The organism is Microbacterium hydrocarbonoxydans, from assembly GCF_000956475.1.
GTDB classification, from domain to species: Bacteria; Actinomycetota; Actinomycetes; order Actinomycetales; family Microbacteriaceae; genus Microbacterium; species Microbacterium hydrocarbonoxydans_A.
Genome location: NZ_JYJB01000010.1, coordinates 219,612 through 239,678, shown reverse-complemented (window position 1 = coordinate 239,678; position 20,067 = coordinate 219,612). Strand labels below are relative to the sequence as shown.

At 65.5% G+C, this 20,067-nt stretch carries 17 protein-coding genes; 9 read left to right on the top strand and 8 right to left on the bottom strand.

Annotated elements, in window-relative coordinates; translation table 11 throughout:
* Window positions 1–101: 101 nt before the first annotated feature.
* The 5 genes from RS84_RS13665 (at window position 102) to RS84_RS13645 (ending at window position 6,690) form a co-directional block, all read left to right on the top strand.
* On the top strand, window positions 102–1,085 hold the full coding sequence (locus RS84_RS13665; protein WP_045258371.1) for an ABC transporter permease: 984 nt from the start codon (window positions 102–104) through the stop codon (window positions 1,083–1,085).
* A gap of 1 nt (window position 1,086) precedes the next feature.
* The gene (locus RS84_RS13660) at window positions 1,087–2,019 is read left to right on the top strand and encodes an ABC transporter permease (RefSeq protein WP_045258370.1); all 933 of its coding nucleotides are present in this window, start codon (window positions 1,087–1,089) and stop codon (window positions 2,017–2,019) included.
* Window positions 2,016–3,947 (top strand): ABC transporter ATP-binding protein, encoded by a 1,932-nt coding sequence (locus tag RS84_RS13655; protein WP_045258369.1) that lies wholly within the window; start codon window positions 2,016–2,018, stop codon window positions 3,945–3,947. Before RS84_RS13660 ends, RS84_RS13655 begins: the two co-directional genes overlap by 4 nt.
* Before the next feature lie 197 nt (window positions 3,948–4,144).
* Entirely contained in the window at window positions 4,145–5,863 is a 1,719-nt protein-coding gene (locus RS84_RS13650) for an ABC transporter family substrate-binding protein (protein ID WP_045258368.1), read from the top strand.
* Between the two features lie 83 nt (window positions 5,864–5,946).
* A complete protein-coding gene (locus RS84_RS13645; protein WP_045258367.1) occupies window positions 5,947–6,690 on the top strand; it encodes an alpha/beta fold hydrolase in 744 nt (247 codons plus the stop codon).
* Here the strand turns inward: RS84_RS13645 and RS84_RS13640 are convergent.
* Both RS84_RS13640 and RS84_RS13635 read right to left on the bottom strand, forming a co-directional pair.
* The gene (locus RS84_RS13640; protein WP_045258366.1) at window positions 6,620–7,876 is read right to left on the bottom strand and encodes an MFS transporter; all 1,257 of its coding nucleotides are present in this window, start codon (window positions 7,874–7,876) and stop codon (window positions 6,620–6,622) included. The two genes, RS84_RS13645 and RS84_RS13640, sit on opposite strands and share 71 nt — an antisense overlap.
* Window positions 7,873–9,216: a GH1 family beta-glucosidase gene (locus tag RS84_RS13635; protein WP_045258365.1), complete on the bottom strand. Its 1,344-nt coding sequence runs from the start codon at window positions 9,214–9,216 to the stop codon at window positions 7,873–7,875. The genes RS84_RS13640 and RS84_RS13635 overlap by 4 nt, the downstream gene beginning before the upstream one ends.
* 225 nt (window positions 9,217–9,441) lie before the next feature.
* Here RS84_RS13635 and rpsT point away from each other — a divergent pair, with 225 nt between their 5' ends.
* The gene (rpsT, locus tag RS84_RS13630) at window positions 9,442–9,702 is read left to right on the top strand and encodes a 30S ribosomal protein S20 (RefSeq protein WP_045258364.1); all 261 of its coding nucleotides are present in this window, start codon (window positions 9,442–9,444) and stop codon (window positions 9,700–9,702) included.
* 93 nt (window positions 9,703–9,795) lie between these two features.
* On the opposite strand, the gene RS84_RS13625 is transcribed toward rpsT, so the two are convergent.
* The 3 genes from RS84_RS13625 to RS84_RS13615 are packed head-to-tail and all read right to left on the bottom strand — an operon-like array spanning window position 9,796 to window position 13,244.
* Window positions 9,796–10,467 carry a histidine phosphatase family protein gene (locus RS84_RS13625; protein ID WP_045258363.1) on the bottom strand — a complete coding sequence of 224 codons (672 nt, stop codon included), beginning with the start codon at window positions 10,465–10,467 and terminating at the stop codon, window positions 9,796–9,798.
* Entirely contained in the window at window positions 10,464–11,507 is a 1,044-nt protein-coding gene (gene holA, locus RS84_RS13620; RefSeq protein WP_045258362.1) for a DNA polymerase III subunit delta, read from the bottom strand. Before holA ends, RS84_RS13625 begins: the two co-directional genes overlap by 4 nt.
* A gap of 45 nt (window positions 11,508–11,552) precedes the next feature.
* Window positions 11,553–13,244: a ComEC/Rec2 family competence protein gene (locus RS84_RS13615; RefSeq protein WP_082062195.1), complete on the bottom strand. Its 1,692-nt coding sequence runs from the start codon at window positions 13,242–13,244 to the stop codon at window positions 11,553–11,555.
* A 94-nt stretch (window positions 13,245–13,338) separates the two neighbouring features.
* Between RS84_RS13615 and RS84_RS13610 the strand changes: the two genes are divergently transcribed.
* The 3 genes from RS84_RS13610 (at window position 13,339) to RS84_RS13600 (ending at window position 18,151) form a co-directional block, all read left to right on the top strand.
* Complete coding sequence (locus RS84_RS13610) at window positions 13,339–14,427, top strand: DUF3644 domain-containing protein (protein ID WP_052676372.1); 1,089 nt, start codon at window positions 13,339–13,341, stop codon at window positions 14,425–14,427.
* 224 nt (window positions 14,428–14,651) lie between these two features.
* Entirely contained in the window at window positions 14,652–15,590 is a 939-nt protein-coding gene (locus RS84_RS13605) for a DUF1837 domain-containing protein (RefSeq protein WP_052676371.1), read from the top strand.
* Window positions 15,587–18,151 carry a DEAD/DEAH box helicase gene (locus RS84_RS13600; RefSeq protein ID WP_052676370.1) on the top strand — a complete coding sequence of 855 codons (2,565 nt, stop codon included), beginning with the start codon at window positions 15,587–15,589 and terminating at the stop codon, window positions 18,149–18,151. The genes RS84_RS13605 and RS84_RS13600 overlap by 4 nt, the downstream gene beginning before the upstream one ends.
* On the opposite strand, the gene RS84_RS13595 is transcribed toward RS84_RS13600, so the two are convergent.
* From RS84_RS13595 to RS84_RS13585, 3 genes are all read right to left on the bottom strand, one after another.
* A complete protein-coding gene (locus RS84_RS13595) occupies window positions 18,148–18,870 on the bottom strand; it encodes a DCL family protein (RefSeq protein ID WP_082062194.1) in 723 nt (240 codons plus the stop codon). The two genes, RS84_RS13600 and RS84_RS13595, sit on opposite strands and share 4 nt — an antisense overlap.
* A 77-nt stretch (window positions 18,871–18,947) precedes the next feature.
* The gene (locus RS84_RS13590; RefSeq protein ID WP_045258359.1) at window positions 18,948–19,199 is read right to left on the bottom strand and encodes a helix-turn-helix domain-containing protein; all 252 of its coding nucleotides are present in this window, start codon (window positions 19,197–19,199) and stop codon (window positions 18,948–18,950) included.
* A gap of 28 nt (window positions 19,200–19,227) precedes the next feature.
* Window positions 19,228–20,028 carry a GIY-YIG nuclease family protein gene (locus RS84_RS13585; protein WP_235281496.1) on the bottom strand — a complete coding sequence of 267 codons (801 nt, stop codon included), beginning with the start codon at window positions 20,026–20,028 and terminating at the stop codon, window positions 19,228–19,230.
* Window positions 20,029–20,067 lie beyond the last annotated feature (39 nt).

Here is a 20,067-nt window from a genome sequence, read left to right as displayed (position 1 = left end):
CATGTCGCGCAGAACGGCCGTTGGTGATTGAATGACTACCCGGCTCAGCGTTGCGTCGGCAGATCCTGGCGAGCGTCTGTAGAAGAGAAAGAATCACACCCTTGATCAAGTATCTCGCGCGCCGAGCTCTCGGCTGGCTGCTCATGATCGTGGTCGCGACGAATCTCACGTACTTCCTGGCGTGGAATTTCCTCGATCCGCGCAGCAACTACGTGGGTCGACGCCCGCCGCTGACCGAAGAGCAGATCGTCAACACCCTCAAGCCGCGCAACCTCAGCGACACGGTCCCGCTCATCGAGCGGTGGTGGACCTGGCTCACGAACATCGTGCTGCACTGGGACTGGGGCGTCAGCCCGACCGGCGGCTCCGTGAACGAGCAGATCGCCTACCGCATGTGGGTCAGCGCCGAGCTCGTCCTCGGTGCGACGATCCTCACGACCGTGCTCGGCATCGCGCTCGGCGTGTACACGGCGTCGCGCCAGTACAAGCTCGCCGACCGCATCGGCCAGGCCACGAGCATCATCACCATGAACATCCCGATCGTGGTCGCCGCCTTCGGCATCGTGCTGCTCGCCATCGGACTCAACAACGCCACCGGCGTGCGCATCTTCTTCGTCACCGGCAACGCCAGCCGAGACGTCGAGGGCTTCTTCCCTGTGCTGATAGACGTGTTGCAGCATCTCACGCTGCCGACGATCGCCCTCGTGCTCATCGGCTACGCCGGCATCCACTTCCTGCAGCGGTCCCTGCTGCTCGACAACATCAGCGCCGACTACGTCCGCACCGCTCGTGCGAAGGGCCTCACCAAGCAGGAGGCGATCCGCAAGCACGCGCTGCGCACCTCGCTGATCCCCGTCGCGACCCAGGTCGCGTTCACGATCCCCGCCGTCTTCACCGGCGCCGTCCTCACCGAGACGATCTTCGCCTGGAACGGCATGGGCAAGTACTTCATCGAGACCATCACGAAGAACGACATCCACGGCACGGTCGCGATCGCGGCGTTCGGCGCCGTGCTCACGGCGATCGGTGCGGTTCTCGCCGACATCGCCGTCGTCGTGCTCGACCCGCGCGTGAGAGTGAGCTGACATGACCACCGACATGATCGACCCCACTGTCCACCCGTCGGACGCGCCAGCCGTCACGCCCAAGGTCGCGACCAAGCGGCTGTCGAAGTGGACCCTGTACTCCCGTCGATTCGCCCGGAACAAGGGCGCGATGGCCGGCATGGGCATCTTCGTCCTTCTCGTGCTGTTCGCGATCATCGGGCCTCTGATCGCCCGTTACGACCACACGGCCCTCGACTTCCTGAACCTCAATGTCGGTCCCTCGGCCGAGCACTGGTTCGGAACGAACAGCGCCGGCAACGACCTGTTCGCCCAGGTTGCGGTCGGACTCCAGCGCTCGCTCATGATCGCCGTGACCGTGTCGGTCGGCACCACCATCGTGTCGGCGCTGGTCGGCACGGCTGCCGCCTACTTCGGCGGATGGACCGAGCGGATCGCCCTGCTGATCATCCACTTCATGATGGTGATCCCGAGCTTCCTCATCCTCGCGATGATCTCGAACAAGGCGGGCGGCGACTGGCGGGTCATCTCGCTGATCATGATCTTCGTGATCGGCTGGTACTTCCCCGCCCGCGTGATCTGGACCATGGCGCTCTCGCTGCGTGAGCGCGAGTACGTCAGCGCCGCCCGCTACATGGGCGTCAGCGGAATGCGGATCGTGCTGCGGCACCTGCTGCCGAACATCGGCTCGCTCCTGGTCATCAACTTCACGCTCGGCGTGGTCAACGCCGTCGTCACCGAGACCGGCCTGTCGTTCCTCGGGTTCGGCGTCAAGATCCCCGACGTGTCGCTCGGCGCGCTGATCGGGTCCGGCTCGGGCTCGCTCGTGACCGCTCCCTGGCTGTTCTACTTCCCGGCAGCCGCCCTCGTCATGCTCACGGTGTCGATGGCGCTCATCGCCGACGGCCTGCGTGACGCCCTCGATCCCACATCCGCAGCGGGAGGCCGCGCATGAGCACCGTACTCTCCGTCCGTGATCTCAAGGTCAGCTTCGCGTCAGAAGCCGGCCGCGTCGACGCCGTCCGAGGCGTCTCCTTCGACCTCGAGGCCGGCAAGACCCTCGGCATCGTCGGCGAGTCGGGCTCCGGCAAGTCCGTCACCTCGCTCGCCATCATGGGCCTGCTCGACGAGAACGCCCGGGTCACCGGGTCGATCGTCTACGACGGCCAGGAGCTTCTCGGAAAGAGCGACAAGCAGCTGTCGATGATCCGCGGCAACGGCATGTCGATGGTCTTCCAGGATCCGCTGACCTCGCTCACCCCGGTCTTCACGATCGGGGACCAGCTGATCGAAGCGCTCACGGTGCACCGCAACCTCTCCAAGAAGGATGCGTGGGATCGCTCGGTCGAGCTGCTCAAGCTCGTCGGCATCACCGAGCCCGAACGGCGCATGAAGTCGTTCCCGCACGAGTTCTCCGGTGGCATGCGACAGCGCGTCGTGATCGCGATCGCGATGGCGAACAATCCGAAGCTCATCATCTGCGACGAGCCGACGACCGCCCTCGACGTCACGATCCAGGCGCAGATCCTCGACCTGATCGAGAAGGCCCAGGACGAGACCGGCGCCGCCGTGATCATGATCACGCACGACATGGGCGTGGTCGCCCGCACGGCGGACGACGTCATGGTCATGTACGCGGGCAAGCCCGTCGAGCACGCACCCGCGCGCGAGCTCTTCCACCGCACGCGGATGCCGTACTCGATCGGCCTGCTCGGGGCCATCCCCCGGGTCGACAAGGCCGAGAAGGAGCCGCTCACCCCGATCAAGGGCAACCCGCCCCTGCTGATCAACCTGCCCGACGCGTGCCCGTTCGCCGACCGCTGCCCGATCGTGAAGGACGCGTGCCGCGCGCACGAGCCCGAGCTCCTGCCGGTCTCGACCGGCACCGGCGAGCCTCATCTGGCGGCGTGCATCCGCGCCGAGGAGATCGACGACGACGGCCAGCTGGGCGGTCTGCCGATCTACCCCGTCCGCGAGGTGCCCGAGAGCGCCCTGACCCGGACGCCTCGTGAAGAGCGCCCGGTGACCCTCGAGGTGAAGAACCTCACCAAGACCTTCCCGCTTCTCAAGGGCGCGTTCCTCAAGCGCAAGGTCGGCGAGGTGCAGGCCATCAAGGGCATCAGCTTCGACGTCCGCGAGGGCGAGACGATGGCGATCGTCGGCGAGTCCGGATCAGGGAAGACCACCACGCTGCTGCAGATCATGGACATGGTCAAGCAGAAGGACGGTGACATCGTCATCGCGGGCACCAGCGTCAACGCGCTGCACAGCCGCAAGATCGAGCGTCAGCTGCGCCGCGACATCCAGATCGTCTTCCAGGACCCGATGGGCGCGCTCGACCCCCGCATGACGGTCGCCGACATCATCGCGGAGCCCATGTCGGCGATCGGCATGCCGAGGGACGAGATCCACGCCAGGGTCGACGAGCTCATGGACCTCGTGGGCCTCAACCCGGCTCACAGCGACCGCTTCCCGCAGGCGTTCTCGGGTGGACAGCGTCAGCGCATCGGCATCGCCCGCGCGCTGTCGACGAACCCGAAGATCGTCGTGCTGGACGAGCCGGTCTCGGCACTCGACGTGTCGATCCAGGCGGGCGTCATCAATCTCCTGGACGAGCTGAAGGTGAAGCTGGGACTGTCGTACCTGTTCGTCGCGCACGACCTGTCGGTCGTCCGCCACATCGCCGACCGCGTGGCCGTGATGTACCTCGGCGACTTCGTCGAGCATGGCGATGTCGACGACGTCTTCGACAATCCGCAGCATCCGTACACCAAGGCGCTGCTCTCGGCGATCCCGGTGCCGGATCCGGACATCGAGCGATCGCGCGAGCGGGTCGTGTTCGACCCCGAGACGCAGACGACGCGCCCCGTCACCGCGGCCTGACGGCGTCCGCCATGACCGCCCCACGCACCGCGCTGGGGGCGGTCATGGCGGTATCCGGGGAAGCCGGATGACGAGCGGATGACGCTCTGGTCACCGTCCGATAACAGTTAGGCAGTATTCACTGCGCGACGCTGTGGCACCCCGACATCGAGAACTAGTCTTCCCTTTATGAAACGCCGAAAGGCGAAAGGAGCACCATGAAGCACAAGAAGCTGTTGGGGGCGATCGCGATCAGCGGCGTCCTCGCACTCGCCCTCGCGGGCTGCGCGAGTTCCGGAAACACCGGTGGCGGGAATGGCAACGGTGGCGGCGAGACCGTCGAGACCAAGGCTGCCGACTACAACCCGCAGCCTCGCGAGAACCTCAAGGAGGGCGGCGAGGTCAACTTCGAGATCAACGAGGTTCCGGAGCAGCTGAACGCGTTCAACAGCGACGCCAGCGCCGACACCGCGCGCCTGTGGTACTACTACATGCCGCAGATCCTCCTGGTGAAGCCGGAGGGCGAGGTCTACAAGAACGACGCCTACCTCGACGCATACGAGATCGGCGAGAAGGACGGCAACACGACCGTCACCTTCACGTTCACCGACAAGGCGCACTTCAACGACGGCACCGACATGGACTGGACCGCCATCGACGCGACGTGGAAGGCGAACCGCTCGTACGACGAGGGCTTCAACCCCAACGCGACCGACGGCTACAAGCAGATCAAGTCCGTCGAGCAGGGCGACACCGCCAAGACCGCCGTCGTCACCTTCGACGGAATCTACGCCTGGCCGTCCATGGCCTTCCTCACGGGTGGCGTCCTGAACCCGAAGCACGCTGACGTCGAGACGTTCAACAACGCGTACATCGGCAACCTCAACGCGGAGTGGGGCGCAGGCCCGTACACCGTCGACGAGTTCGACGCCAACGCCGGCTTCGTCTCGTTCAAGCCGAACCCCGAGTGGTGGGGCAACGCCCCCATGCTCGACAAGGTGACCTTCACCGCCCTCGAGGACGACGCTGCGATCAACGCGTTCAAGAACGGTGAGATCGACCAGGTCGAGGCCGGCAGCGAAGAGCGCCTGAAGCAGGTCGAGGATGTCGACGGCGCCGTCGTGCGTCGCGCCCAGCAGACCGCCAAGACGGTTCTGATGGTCGACGCCGACAAGCCGCAGTTCGAGGACGTCAACGTCCGCAAGGCCTTCTTCATGGGCATCAACATCGATCAGCAGAAGCAGATCGCGTGGAAGGGCCTCGGCTACGAGGAGAAGGCCGCCGGCTCGCTGAACATGTACTCGTTCCAGGATGGCTGGATCGACGCATTCGGCGAGGCCGGTCTGAAGAACGACGTCGACGCCGCCAAGAAGCTCCTCGACGAGGCAGGCTGGAAGGAAGGCGAAGACGGCATCCGCGAGAAGGACGGCGTGAAGTTCTCGGTCGTCTACCCGATCTTCAGCAACAGCCCCGTCCAGGAGGCTCTCGCGAAGTCGCTGCAGGCTCAGGAGAAGGAGCTCGGCATCGACCTCCAGATCGAGGTCCGCGCATCGGCCGACTTCTCCGACGACTTCACGTCGAAGAACTGGGACATCTTCGGTCTCCGCTTCACCGACTCCGACCCGTTCGGACCGGCCTGGATGTGCCAGATCTACTGCTCCGACAGCGGTCTGAACCTGTCCGGCACCGGCACGGCCGACATCGACAAGATGATCGCCGACGAGGTCGAGTCGCAGAAGGATGCTGAGAGCTGGACCGAGGCTGCGATGAAGCTCGAGCCGAAGATCATCGAGCAGACGTGGGGCGTCATCCCGCTCTACAACGGCCCGTCGGTCTACGTCGCCCAGAAGGGTCTCGCCAACCTCACGCCGGAGCCCTACGTGGGCCTGGACCTCTTCGGCGTCACGCCGGTCGAGGACCTCGGCTGGGAGAAGTAACTCTTCCGAGTAGAAAGAGGCGGGGTCGGTGGGTCATCCACCGGCCCCGCCTCTTCGTCTGCGCGGCGTTCTAGGCTGAGTGCGTGACCGTTCAGATCGTCCTCGTGCACGGCATCCGCACGTCCGCCACGATGTGGCGCTCGCAGCTGGCGTATCTGGAATCGATCGACGTCCCGGCGACCGCGATCGACCTTCCGGGGCACGGCGCGCGCATGGACGAGGACTTCACTCTCCATGAGGCTCTGCACACGATCGACGTTGCGGTGCGGGCGGCCTCTGAGAACGGCCCCGTCCTCCTCGTCGGGCACTCGATGGGCGGGCTGCTGACGCTCGCGTACACGGGCGGCGAACAGCGGCCGCCGGTCGCGGGGCTGATCGCAGCATCCTGCACTGCCCTCCCCCGCGGCGCCGCCCTCGCGGCGTACCGCGCCATCGCCGGAGCGGTGAACTCGCTGCCGGACCGCGGCATGTGGCTCACCGATCGCATCCTGACCGCGACGATCCCGCCCGACACCCGCGGCGACTACGCCGCGGGCGGCTACGCGCTGCACATGCAGGATCGCGCGCTGCGCAGTCTCGCCGGCGTCGACATCGCCACTGCTCTGGCACGCATCGCGATCCCGCTGTGGTTCGTCAACGGCCAGTTCGATCAGCTGCGCGTGAACGAATCGCTGTTCCGGCGACTCGCTCCGCAGGCCGAGCTCATCCTCGTGCCGCGGACCACCCACCTGATCACGAACATGCGACCGCGCGTCTTCAACGCGGTGCTTCGGCTCGCGATCGCGACGATCGAGGCCGGCGCGTCTTCGGCTTCGCCACCGCGGTGAGCACACCGCCGACGACCGAGAGCACGGCCGCGGCGATGAACACGAGCCAGAACCCGCCGACCAGCGCGACGAGCCCCGCCCCGAGCATCGGGCCGATGAGCTGCCCCAGGGCCGCGGTCACATTGACGATGCCGAGGTCGCGCGCGTGATCCTGCTCGTCGGGCAGCAGATCGGCGGCGAATGCGAGACCGACCGTCGAGAAGGCGCCGTAGCCGAGCCCCATGAGCGCCGCCGCGATCATGGTCGCCTCGAAGGTCGGCACGATGGCGATCACGACGCCGGATGCGGCCTGTACGAACGCGGCGATCACGGTCAGCCCTCGGCGATCGCCCGTGCGATCGGAGACGAGGCCGGTGAGCACAGAGGCGAAGACCACGAACACGGTGTAGACGACGATCAGGAGAAGCAGGTTGTCCTGCGCCTCGGCGCTCGGCTGGTTCAGCCCGTGCAGCAGGAAGAACAGGAACAACGCGGTGCCGAGCGCGTTGCCGATGTTCGCCACCAGTCGGCCCGACAGCATCCACGCGAAATCACGGTCGCGCAGCGAGCTGAGAAGCACGCTGCGGCGGTGATCCGGTCGCATGCTCTGGGTCGCGGGCGGGTCCGGCAGCAACAGGGCTGCGACCGTGCCGACCACGGCGATGACGCCGGCGAGAAGCCAGTAGCCCGTGACGATGTCGAGGCCGAGGAGCACAACCAGGCCTACGCCGAGCACGATGCCCGCGGCCTGACTCGACCCGACCGCGGCGGATGCGGCGCCGCGCTGTGTGGGCGGCAGCTGATCGGCGATCATCGCGGTGAAGGCCGCCGACGACACCGCGACGCCGATGGAGACACCGACCCATGCCCCACCGACCGCCCAGGGCCCCGAGGCGTAGCCCGTGACGGCGAGGCACGCGGCCGTGAGCCAGACGGCGCCGAGCGCCCACGGGCGCCGACGACGGCGCCCCACCGGTGCACGGTCGGAGAGGGCCCCGGCGACCGGACCCGCGATGATGCCCGCGAGTCCTCCGATGCCGAGCACAAGGCCCGATGACACGACGCCGCGGATCCAGTCGTCCTCGGGGGTGTCCAGCTGCAGCGGCAGCAGAAGCTGCACAGGGGTGAGCTGCACGGTCCAGATCGCGAGCCACGCGAGCGTGAACAGTGTCATCCATGCGCCGCCGGCCTTCGTCGTCGAGTTCATCTGGCGTCCTCTCCGTGGTGGCGCGCGATCAGGTTCCGGTACCAGCCGTAGGAGGCCTTGGGGGTGCGCTCCCCTGTCTCGAAGTCGACGTGGACGAGACCGAATCGCTGCGTGTACCCGTCGGCCCACTCCCAGTTGTCGAGAAGCGACCACACCGTGTACTCCTCGACGGCGACACCTGCGTCGATCGCGTCGGCCACCGCGGCGAGGTGCCCCGCGAGGTAGTCGATGCGGTTCTGGTCGTCCACTGGCCCGGACCGCTCCGGCTCGGGGAAGGACGCGCCGTTCTCTCCGATGATGACCGGCGGCAGGTCGGGATGACGTCGCTTCAGGTCGATGAGCAGATCGCGCAGCGCGCCGGGCACGATCGGCCACTCGGGCCCGAACCCGGTGACCGGCGCACCGGGCGTCGGCACGATGTCGAACGGGATTGGGCCCGCAGCCTCTGCGGCGGTGACCGTCGTCGGATTGTAGAAGTTGATGCCGTAGAAGTCGATAGATCCCCGGATGCGGGCCATGTCGTCAGCCTGCACCGGCATCGCGGGAAGGCCGAGGCTCTCGATATCCGGATAGACGCCGTCGAGGAGCGGTTCGCTGAAGATCCTGTTGTGGATCATGTCATACACGTGAGCTGCTGTGCGGTCCTCGTCGGTGTCGCGCAGGGGCCGCACCCAGGTGTGGTTGTTCAGGAGGCCGACCTGTTCCGCCCCTGCAGTCCGCAACGCCTCCGCTGCCCCGGCGTGCGCGAGCAGCTGGTGGTGCACGGTCGGCAGGGCGCCGAACAGCAGCTGGCGTCCCGGGGCGAGTGCGCCGGTCGCGTAGCCCTGCAGCGTCGTCATTGCGGGTTCGTTCAGCGTGTACCAGTGCGAGACCCGGTCGCCGAGGCGTGCGGCGACGAGAGCCGCGTACTCGGAGAATCGGGCCGCGGTGTCGCGGTTCAGCCAGCCGCCGTCTGCCTCGACGGCGCTCGGCATCTCCCAATGGTAGAGCGTGGGGAACGGCGTCACGGCCGCATCGAGGAGCAGATCGACGAGCCGAGAGTAGTGGTCGAGAGCTGCGACATTCGCGTGCCCCCGGCCCTCGGGCTGGATGCGCGCCCACGGGATCGAGAAGCGGTAGCGGTCGAGACCGAGCCCCGCGGCGAGGGCGACGTCCGATTCGGGATGCCGGTAGCTGTCGCACGCGGGATCGGCGGTCGATCCGTCGATGATCGCTCCGGGCGGCTCCAGGAAGTCGTCCCATATCGATCGCCCTCCCCCGTCGGCGCCTCGGGATCCTTCGATCTGGAATGCGGAGGTGGCGGCCGAGAAACGGAATCCGGGCGGGAGAGCGAGTGTCATGCACATTCCTTGACGTCGATGTCGGGACAAGGATGATTCTGCACCCGGTTCCACGTCGGGCGCGACCGAGTTTCGCGATCCTCCGGCCGTTTAGGGAGATGGGGGCGGATGCTGGTAAGCTTGGTTCTTGGCTTGCGTGTGGGTTCTTCCCTCACGACCGCCGCGCAGGAGCCCTCTTCTCCAGCCGGCATTCCGAAACAACTCCTGTACAGAAAGCGTCCACACGTGGCAAACATCAAGTCGCAGATCAAGCGCAACAAGACCAACGAGAAGGCTCACGAGCGCAACAAGGCCGTGAAGAGCGAGCTGAAGACTCTCGTTCGTCAGACCCGCGATGCCATCGCCGCCGGCGACAAGACCAAGGCCGAGTCCGCACTGAAGAAGGCTTCGGTCAAGCTCGACAAGGCCGTCAGCAAGGGCGTCGTCCACAAGAACCAGGCCGCGAACCGCAAGTCGGCCATCGCCAAGCAGGTCGCTGCTCTCTGAGCCGCAACCATCGCGTGAAAAGCCCGTCTCTTCGGAGGCGGGCTTTTTCGTAGGTCGGGATACCGAGTCGGCCTGGGCCTCAGGTTCTGAAGTTCAGCGGCCGGAGCGAAGCATCGGCGGGTCGACGTCGAGCGCGCGTGCGTCCTCGAGTTCGACACCGCCCAGCGGCTCGCGCACCCACCGCACGAGCTCCCAGCCGTTCTGCGGGTCGCCGTCGAGCGCGCACATGCCGGTGTTGTAGATGCGCCACTTCGCGGCCTCCGACAGGTCGACGCCGGCGATGCGCGCGGCTGCCCACACGCGGATGGCCGCGCCGTGGCTCACGACGACTGCGGTCGCAGCGGGGTTCGCTGCGGCGACCTTCGCGATCGCGTTGTCGTAGCGCGCGAAGAACTCGTGACCCGATTCTCCGCCCTCGATCGTGGCGTCGAGGTCGCCGACCGCCCAGCGGCTCGCCGTCTCCATGTAGGCGCGCACCGCCTCCATGTCGTTTCGCATCTCCCAGCGGCCGGCCGCGATCTCCTCGAAGCCTTCGAGGACCTCGGCATCGAGACCTCGCGCTGCGGCGAGAGGCGCGGCAGTGAGCTGCGTGCGCACCAGCGGGGAGGCGTAGATCGCATCGATGGCCTCCTCGGCAAGGGCGCCGGGGATCGCCTCCGCCTGGGTCTGACCGAGCGCGGTCAGTCCCGGGCCGGGTCGGCCGGTGTCGAGGGCGCCGACGACGTTGCTGGGCGTCTGCCCATGGCGGATGAGCAGAAGCCTCATGCGTCTCCTCCGAACGGCTGCCGGGTGGCGATCACGGTGACCATGCGCTCGAGAGCGAAGATGGGGTCGCGCGAGGCGCCTTTGACCTCGGCATCCGCTCTGGCCGTGGCCTGGATCGCCATGCCCAGTGACCGCTCGTTCCAGCCCGCGAGATCGCGCCGCGCCCGATCGACCTGCCAGTCCTTCATGCCGAGCCTCTGGGCGAGCTGCCGGCTGGGCTCGCGATTGCCGGCCACACGAGCCATCGTGCGCAGCTTCATCGCGAACGCCGCGACCATGGGAACCGGGTCGGCACCGGAGGCGAGCGCGTGCCGGAGCGCGATGAGCGCTTCGCCGTACCTGCCTGCGATCGCCGTGTCTGCGACCACGAAAGCGGAGACCTCGACACGGCCGCCGTAGTACTTGGTGACGACGTCTTCGGTGACGTCTCCCTCGACGTCGCCGATGAGCTGCTGGCAGGCGGCGGCGAGTTCGGTGAGGTCGTCGGCGAAGGCGGAGACGAGCGCCCGCAGCGCCTGCGGGGCGATGCGCTTCTTCGCCGCCTTGAACTCCCCTGCGGCGAAGTCTGCGCGGTCGCCGTCGCGCTTGATCGCCGGCACGGGAATCTCGATGCCGTCGCCCGCGCCGGCCCGCAGCGCATCGAGCAGCTTCTTGCCTCTGACGCTGGCGCCGGTGTGCCGCAGCAGCACCGTCGCGCCCTCCTGGGGGTGGTCGAGATAGGACACGGCCTCCTGCAGGAAGGCGTCGGAGCACTTCTCGACGCCCGAGACGCGCACCAGGCGCGGCTCGCCGAACAGCGAGGGGGACGTCAGCGAGAGCAGGGTGCCCGGGGCATAGTCGTCGGCACGCACGTCGCTCACCTCGAGGGCAGGATCTTCAGCGCGCAGATAGTCGCGCACGCCGGCGATCGCACGCTCTGCGCACACCTCTTCGGGACCGAAGACCAGAACCACGGATGCCGGGCGAGGATCGCGCCACGACACCTGAGGGATCTTGGCCGCCTTCGCCGTTCCACGAGCCGGAGTACGCGAAGCTGCCATGTTCTCAGCCTACCGGGGGCCGCCGACGCGGCGGATCGAGCCCGCTCAGCCGCCTCGGTCCGTCCAGACCTCGAGCTCGCCCTCGTCCATGCCGAGGAGCACCCGGCCCTGTTGATCCGTGCGGAGCACGTGGGCGCCGATGGCGTCGAGGACCGCGAGGATCTCGGCGCGGGGATGACCGTAGTCGTTGCCCTCGCCGACGCTGATCACCGCGACCGCGGGGTGAAGCGCCTCGTACAGGCCGGCATCCTGATCCGCGCTGCCGTGGTGCGCGACCTTCACGACCGCGAAACCGCTGCCGAGGTGAGCCGTGCGCAGCAGCATCCGCTGCGCCGGGGCCGACAGATCGCCGAGGTACAGGGACTTCGGCACCCCGCCGCCTTCGAAGAGCATCACGACGCTCGAGTCGTTTCCCGGCGGGAAGACGGACGAGCCTCGCTGCGGCCACAGCACCTTCCATGACGCACCCCCCAGCGTTCCGGACAGACCTGCCGTCGCGTCAACCACCTCCGCTCCCCCGTCGACGAGTCGCGCCAGCATCTGCTCGTCCTGCGCCTCACCGGGAGGGCTGTGCAGAACGCGATCGACTCGCCCCTGCACGGCGTCCACGCCGCCGACGTGATCGAGGTCGAAGTGGGTGAGAACCAGCAGGTCGACATGATCGATTCCGAGGGATCTCAGACAGTCCTCGAGCGGGCCAGGCTCCGGACCTGTGTCGATCACCGCGACCGCTCCCTCCGACCGCACCACCAGGCCATCGCCCTGTCCGACATCGCACGCGGCGATGGACCATCCGTCCGGACTGGTCGCGGTGGCGAGAGGACCGGCCAGCAGCAGGTGCGACGCGCCCAGAGAGAAGACGACGATGATCACGGCGACAGAGCCGCGGCGTACCCAGCGCATCGGGCTGATCAGCACCGCCGCGCTGTGGGGACCGATCAGCACCACTGCCATGGCCGCGCTGATCACCGCGACCAGCACGGCGCTGCCGATCCCCGGAACGAGCGACAACTGAGCCAGCGGCATGCCCGCGCTCACCGTCGCGAGCGTCGCGATCCACGCGGCAGGGAGCCATGCCGACGCCGCGAGCAGATCGGCGAGCGGCGGAACCGGCGCCGCCAGGCACGCGAGCAGTCCGATCACGGTCGCAATCGGCGCCGCCGGGTCGGCGATCATGTTGGCCGCGACGCCGATGAGCGACTGCTGCTCGGCGAACAGCGCGATGATCGGACCGCACGCCAGCTGCGCCGCGAGCGGCACCGCGACCGCGAGGGCGACGATCCGCGGCATCCACCTCCTCATCCCGCGCGCGAGCGGCGGGGCGAGCATGATCAGTGCCCCCGACGCCACGACCGACAACGCGAACCCCGGCGTCGAGGCGAGCCACGGATCGGCGATCAGGATGCCGGCGGCGCACAGCGCGAGCATTCCCGCCCCCGCGCTCGGGCGGCCGAGCAGCACGGAGAGCATCGCGACACCGGCCATCACCGCGGCTCTGATCACGCTCGGCTCGGGCGTCACGAGCACGACGAAGCCGGCCAGAGCCGTGATGGCGATCCCCACCCGCATCCGTCGACCGCCGCCACACAGCGCAACGAGCCAGAACACCGCGCCGACCACGATCGCGCAGTTCGCGCCCGCAAATTGTTCCTTGGCAGGTGGGTTGTGAGTTTTTCCCCTGTTCAAGGAGTCTTTTTGCAACTCCGTTCGCGAGCCTATCCGGGCCCGAAACGGCATTGACGCCCTGTAAGACGGGCGTTGACGCGAGGAATCACCCGAAGCGCCATCGTGCAATACCCGCGCGACACCCGGGGATCTCTACTATCAGGATATGGCTCGACCTCCACGATGGCAGTCGACACTCGACGCAAGCGTCGAAGAAGCATGCCTCGCCGTTCGACTGTATAACGACTCGGCGGAGTCACGGTCGTTCGAAGGCTTCGTCATACACATGCATCTCGCATGGCTGTACCTTCTGCACGCCGAGTTCCTGCGCGATGGCGTCGATTATCGGTACTGGGATCTTCAACGGAAAAACCGCCTACTGAAGATTGATGGCGAAGCCAAGCGGTGGGAACTAGAGCGCTCGATGAAGGAGCGCTGGCCCTCGGATTCCGATCCGACCCGCGCAAACCTCAGCCTCTTCATCAAGCTTCGCAATCGACTCGAACACCGCCACGCGCATGCCGATGAGGCTCTGATGCTGAATCTCGCGGGTCATGCCCACGCGCTCCTGGTGAACTTCGAACATGAACTGACGAGCCAGTTCGGCGATGACTCGTCACTAGCTCTTCGCCTGCGACTACCGATCTTCGTAGGCACTTTCAGCCCACAGGGCGAGCAGGCGCTCCGCCGCTTCCGCAAGACCTTGCCGAAAGATCTACGAGCATTTCTGACGGAGTACGAGTCCGGCCTCGACGAGACCGTAATCAATGACTCACGCTATGAGTTCCGGCTTCGCGCGACCGTGGAGCTCGCGCCGAAGGACCCTGATGCGGTTGCCGTGCAGTTCACCCACTACTCCGATATGACGGACGCGGAACGCGAGGCCGTGGAGGAGATGGGTCGCCGCGGGCAAGTGATCGTTCGCGATCGAAAACAACCTGTGTCTGGACTCGGGAAGGTCATGCCCAAGCCAGCGTCCACCATGATTCAGGAGGGCATCCCGTTCATCTTCAACCTCAATCACTTCGCCGCAGCCTGGCGGCGACTGAAGGTTCGCCCTCCCGCAGGAGACGCGAACCCGCACCGGACGAATCCGGACTTCTGTGAGTACGACGAGCCCACGAAGTCGTACCGCTACACGAAGGCCTACGTACAACATCTGATCAAGAAGTGCGGGACGGCCGAAGACTTCGAAGCGACCACCGGGATGCCCGCCCGACTCAAAGCACAGAACACGCCTACTCCGGCAGCGTAACCATCGAAGCGGGACACCACATCGTGACCAGCCTTACGCGAGCCTCTGCATGAGATGTGGGGTGTATCGCGCTCGATCCCACGAATTCCCGGCCGATGGCCGGCTCATGCATTTATGAACCCCATACGTCGAGTGGCAAAGCCGTAGTTTGGGCTGGGCATCGATATTCTGCAGTGAAGTCTCCGCAATCGCGCTGAGACATCGGGGGGACCTCAGGAGAAGACATGGTTGACGAGGCGACAATCGTCGAGGAGTTCGTTGCGTTGGCCCGCGGCAAAGCGAGCGCTCTGATCGACTTCTTGCCCGCCTTTGAAGAGGCCGTCACCGTGCCCGATACTTCGACGCTTGTTCGAACCCACTTCATCGCTCACGATGCCAATGGAGTGCCTGCGGTCGAGAAGCTCGCGGGAGCCATGGCTGCCGCGACCTTGGACTTCTGCATCCCTCGGTCAAAGATTCAGCGAGCCGTAGCAGAGCTGGAGGAGACAGGTTCGACCGCGGCCATAGTGAGCCTGCAGGAGCAGGCCCGCGATTTGTTCGTGAAGTCGGAAAGCTCCGGAGAAGGAGGTGAACTCCTCCTCTTCCTGCTCATGGAGCGGGTGCTGCAACGCCCGCAGTTGATCTCCAAGATGGCTCTGAAGACGAACACGGCGATGCATGTCCACGGTTCCGATGGCATCCATGCGAGCTTGGCCGACGACGGCACCTTGGACGTGTACTGGGGAGAGTCAAAACTCTACAAGTCAAGCTCCGACGCTTTCAAAGAGTGCTTTGACAGCATCGCCCCTTACCTCCGCCCTAGCGGTGACTCCAAGCGCAAGCAGGACCTCCTGCTGGTGCGTGATCATCTCAATGTCACCCAGATCGAACTGGCAGCACACCTACTGGAGTACTTCGACGAGACGAATCCGAAGTCACTTAAAGCACGATGGAACGGCGTGTGCCTGGTCGGTTTCGATCACGACAACTACCCGAACATCGCGATTCTCGATGACGCCCAGCGCCAGGCAGTCTCGAAAGCCGTGGGCCGATGGCACAAGACTGTTGGAAGCCGACTGAAGGAGTTCGATATCGTCGGCGTGAACATCGATCTCTTCTGCATCCCTATGCCGGACGTCGCTGATCTCCGCGCTCGTGTTCTGAAGCGGATGGGCGCAAAATGACCTCCATCAACGCACTGGAAGACATCGTCTTCGCCTCTCACAAGTTCAGAGACGTGCTGGAATCCGCCCGTAGACTGACCGTACGTTCGGAGTTCCCGACTGTGGAATGGTACGAGGAACTGCCTCCGATCGACTGGGGATTCGCTCTGCTCTACGCCAGCGCGATCACTTCGGCGCAGTCAGAGCGTGCTCAATCCGCGGTCCTACGGATCGCCACGGCGTGCATGTTGTCCTCGGACGCGGAGGCAGCTCATCATGCGGCTGCCGCAGCACTGCTCGAACGCAGTGGCAATCACATGGCTGTCGAGCTCGCAGAGTCCCGAGAACGCTTGCCGGCGGACGCCTGGCAACAACTGCCGGGAGCACTGCGGCTGGAAGTCGTCCGAAGCCGAATCGAGAACTCGGTCCGTCTCTCCGACGGCCGAGTCCTGCCGGTCAACCCGTTTCAGGGAAAGTTCTGGGACGCGGTCGAGACGAACGACTGGCTGAGCGTTTCCGCGCCGACGTCGGCTGGGAAGTCACGCATCATCCGAGAGCACTTCCTGGAGATCGCTCGCCGGGCCGGATCATTTACCCTCGTGTACCTGGTGCCGACGCGCGCTCTCATCGAAGAGGTATCCCGTGACCTACGACGGGAAGTTCCACCGGACGTCGGTGTCTTCACAATGCCCTGGGACCCGGACCTCGCCGACTCCTCCAGGACGGTCCTGGTCGTCACGCAGGAGCGGCTTCACCTCGTGTTGGAGCTGTTGCAGTCTCTGACGGTGGACCTCCTGTTCGTCGATGAAGCGCAGTCGCTCGCCGGCGACGCGCGAGGTGTCCTTCTCCAGCATGCGATCGAGCGCACGATTCGTCGCAGCCCAGACGCCCAGGTGCTCTTCGCCAGTCCCCTGAGCTCCAATCCAGAGCTTCTAGTGGAGGACGCGCCCCCGAGTCGGCGCTCAAGCTCGTTCGTGTCCGAGACGGTGACGGTCAATCAGAATCTCATCTGGGTCGAACACATCGACCGGAAGCCTCAGCGCAGAGCCGTGTCCCTGGTCGCGGACGGAAACCGTCACAGACTCGGCGATCTGGTGCTCGCGCAACGGGCGACGAGCGTGCCGATGCGTGTCGCGTTGGTAGCTCATGCGCTGGCGGGAAGCTCCCCCGGAAACGTCATATACGTCAACGGCCCCGGCGAGGCCGAGAAGGTTGCGAAGGCCGTCTACGAGCAGCTCCCCGCACTGAAGGAACCCGATACTGAGCTCGACAACCTGCGCGACCTCATTAAGACCGCGGTCCACAACAAGTATCTGCTCGCTGATGTCCTCGCGCGCCGCGTGGCTTTCCACTACGGGAACATGCCACTCGTGATCCGGACAGAGATTGAGCGACTCTTCGGTGAGGGCAAAATCCACTACCTGGTGTGCACCTCGACTCTGCTGGAAGGCGTCAACCTCCCGTGTCGGACGATATTCATGCGCAACCCGCAGAAGGGCACCGGCCGACCGCTCAAAGAAGGCGACTTCTGGAACCTGGCCGGGCGAGCAGGGCGTTGGGGCAAAGAGTTCGAAGGCAATGTCGTGTGCATCGACACCGATGTCGACGGGCTTTGGCCCAACCTGCCTCGTGTGCGAAAGCGATCACAGATCAGTCGAGCGGTCAGCACCGGCCTCGACGATGCGTCGGGCCTCCTCGCGTTCGTACGCTCTGCAGACGAAGTACATGACGACAGCACCGCGGAAAGTCTCTTCGCGTACTTGTTCTCGAAACACCTCGGAGGCGAGTCCGTCGAGAGGCTACTCGAACGCATCCCTCTCGAGTCCGAGCGGAGCGAGATCGCCTCAGCCATCACCAATACGGCGCTGGATCTAACGATCCCCGTCGAGGTCGTGACTCGGCACACCGGCATCGCTCCTGTCTCGATGGAACGGCTACTCGACAGCTTCCGCCGCTCCGGGAAGCCGCCGTCGGATCTCGAACTCCCTCTCCCCGAAGAACCAGATTCGAAGGCGCGGTTCCAGGAGGCACTGGTACGCATCGGCGCGACAATGACCAGCGTCTTCGGCGCACCACGGTCAGGCGAAGATCGCCGCAAGTGGCAACTTGCCAACCTCATCGTCAACTGGATGAAGGGCATGCCTCTGGCACGCCTGATCGATCAACGGCTCGCGTTCAATGCCTCACTCACCTCAGCGGTCGCGATTCGAGACGTTATGCGAGACATCGAATCGATCGCACGCTTCCACGCACCCAAATACCTCGCGTGCTATGCCGACGTACTCGCCGTGTACTCAACTGAGCTCGGGCTGGAAGCCACGGACCGCCCCGATTATGCGATGATGCTCGAACTTGGCGTCTCTCGCACGAGTGAGGTCGTACTCATGTCACTTGGGCTCTCTCGGACAGCGACCGTCGCGCTCGCCGGCTTCATCGGCGTCGACGAATGGTCACGTGCGGAAGCCCTGGAGTGGCTCGCGGCACAGAACCTCGACGGGCTCGGTGTACCGGTGCTGCTCCAGCGCGAGGTCGCTGACGTGCTCGAAATCGCGTCGCGCCGCGCGGAGAGCAGCAGCGCCTAGTCTTCAGGTCGCCAATCGAGGTTGCTGACCTGACGGCGTCGCGAGGCTTCGGAGGCTGTCGCGAGGCCGAGGTTGGCGTGGAGCGCATGGAACTCCAGCCAACGGCCCGCCTGGCTCCGGTCGGCAAGCTTGGAACCGACCGCGGCTGTCCCGCTCGATGCAGGGACTACTGCGAGGTGCGCCCACCCACCCTCGCCTTCCGCAAAACGCGATGTGAGCTGACCCCAAGATGGGGCTACGTAGACCACCTGAGCATCTCGAAGGTCGCTGATCCGCTCTCCGGAGAGATCGCTCAGCACTTCGTCGCGCGAAGCGAAACGGGCTTCCCGGTACGCCTGACGGCGCTCGTCCACCTCAGTCCGCAACGCCTCTTTGGCGTCCGACATCGCCGAATTCTGTCGTATAGCGCTGAGATAGCTGAAGTCCGCTTCCTCGCCATCCACACGGCGGATCCATATTCCGATCGCATTCGCACCGACGAACACGCCGTTCGCGTCGCGTGTTCTGCCGATGTAGAACTCCTTGACCCCTGGGCCCACCTTCTCGACGTGATCCGGGTGACGTTCAAGAAGTTCGATCAGCATGCGGTGGTGAACGGGATCCGATACAACGTCGCCGACCGCGTAACCTGAGCTCCGGAGTATTCCGCGGAATGCAGCTTCCGCCGCCCGTCGCGTCGGCCAACTGAACGTCTCGAGGAGAACCGGAATACCTGCCATACAGACACCGTAGACCTCACTCTCATTCCGAGCACCAAGCCACTTGGAGCGGGTGAAGTCGAAAAGACTGTGCCTGCTCAGTCTGAAGTCACGAACATCTCCGAGACCACGCCATCGAGCAGAACACCTGGATCGACCTTGAGGGCTTCTGCGATTCGCACGAGAGATCGCACGTTCATCATCGCGCGGCCGGCTTCGTACGAACGGATGTTGGACGAGTCGATCCGACTCGCGACGGCGAGCTGGTCCACCGTCATCGACAACGCCTTCCGCGCGTTCGCGATGTTGCTGCCGATCTGCACGGCGGCAGGCGAAGAATTGCGAGACATTCCTCTAGTATCGCGGATCAGTTTCGGTTCAGCCCGTACCTGCGAGAGTCGAGCGCGAGCTTGAATGGCTCTCGGCAGCGTCGATTTCGCGCGTCGGGGTCGCCGGATCGAACACCCGCAGCAACGAGAATCGGAATGTCGACGCGTCGAGACCGCGCAGCTCGACGTTTCCGCCATGCCCGTTCGTGGCGTAGGCGTTCCAACGCTGCCGGATGTTCTCGGCTCCGTCGGCCTTACCGATGTAGTGACGGCCGTCGCGTGTGTCGGTGATGAGGTAGACGCCGACCACCGACGCCAGTGCAGTGCGCCAGGCCGCGTACCGGTGCTCGCGCATCACGGCTTGGAGCTGCTGGTGATCCAGGACGAGCCGATCGAACCCTGGGAACGGAACCGGCTGGGCATCGGCGATCTCCATCACCGGGTATCCGGCGGCGGTGGCTCCGTTGAGCCGCCAGGTGCGAGGCGATCTCCAACCGATCACGAGACGGTTCCTGAGGTCCGCCATGTGGTCGGACACGACGAGATCGAATGACCTGAGCGCGCCGTCGTTCGCGATCTCGCCGCGGTTCTCCACCACGGACCACAGGCGGGCACGGTCGCCGCCCTCGCGGACGAACACAACCCAGATCGCCGGCGGCATGACCGGGAAGATCCGAGGATTCGCGGACTGCTGGCTCGTGTAGACCAGGATCTCCTCGTCGGTGGAGTCGGCGTTGATCCCTTGCAGGCCGGTGTCCTCGTGCTCCTTCACGTAGGCGTGCCGAATCACCTGGGCTTCAAACGGGTCGATCCCTGCGCTTCGCAGGATCGGATCAAGCGTCAACGTCATCCTCGCGTGCCCCTCCTCCGGTGCCTGAATCAGATCCGG

Excerpts from the sequence above, each read along its gene's own strand:
- RS84_RS13635 (WP_045258365.1), bottom strand. The coding sequence starts at position 9,216 with ATGACACTCGCTCTCCCGCCCGGATTCCGTTTCTCGGCCGCCACCTCC.
- RS84_RS13605 (WP_052676371.1), top strand. The coding sequence starts at position 14,652 with ATGGTTGACGAGGCGACAATCGTCGAGGAGTTCGTTGCGTTGGCCCGC.
- RS84_RS13585 (WP_235281496.1), bottom strand. The coding sequence starts at position 20,028 with ATGACGTTGACGCTTGATCCGATCCTGCGAAGCGCAGGGATCGACCCG.
- RS84_RS13615 (WP_082062195.1), bottom strand. The coding sequence starts at position 13,244 with ATGCCGTTTCGGGCCCGGATAGGCTCGCGAACGGAGTTGCAAAAAGAC.
- RS84_RS13625 (WP_045258363.1), bottom strand. The coding sequence starts at position 10,467 with ATGAGGCTTCTGCTCATCCGCCATGGGCAGACGCCCAGCAACGTCGTC.
- RS84_RS13660 (WP_045258370.1), top strand. The coding sequence starts at position 1,087 with ATGACCACCGACATGATCGACCCCACTGTCCACCCGTCGGACGCGCCA.
- RS84_RS13600 (WP_052676370.1), top strand. The coding sequence starts at position 15,587 with ATGACCTCCATCAACGCACTGGAAGACATCGTCTTCGCCTCTCACAAG.
- RS84_RS13650 (WP_045258368.1), top strand. The coding sequence starts at position 4,145 with ATGAAGCACAAGAAGCTGTTGGGGGCGATCGCGATCAGCGGCGTCCTC.
- RS84_RS13640 (WP_045258366.1), bottom strand. The coding sequence starts at position 7,876 with ATGAACTCGACGACGAAGGCCGGCGGCGCATGGATGACACTGTTCACG.
- RS84_RS13590 (WP_045258359.1), bottom strand. The coding sequence starts at position 19,199 with ATGTCTCGCAATTCTTCGCCTGCCGCCGTGCAGATCGGCAGCAACATC.
- RS84_RS13610 (WP_052676372.1), top strand. The coding sequence starts at position 13,339 with ATGGCTCGACCTCCACGATGGCAGTCGACACTCGACGCAAGCGTCGAA.
- RS84_RS13655 (WP_045258369.1), top strand. The coding sequence starts at position 2,016 with ATGAGCACCGTACTCTCCGTCCGTGATCTCAAGGTCAGCTTCGCGTCA.
- RS84_RS13595 (WP_082062194.1), bottom strand. The coding sequence starts at position 18,870 with ATGGCAGGTATTCCGGTTCTCCTCGAGACGTTCAGTTGGCCGACGCGA.
- holA (WP_045258362.1), bottom strand. The coding sequence starts at position 11,507 with ATGGCAGCTTCGCGTACTCCGGCTCGTGGAACGGCGAAGGCGGCCAAG.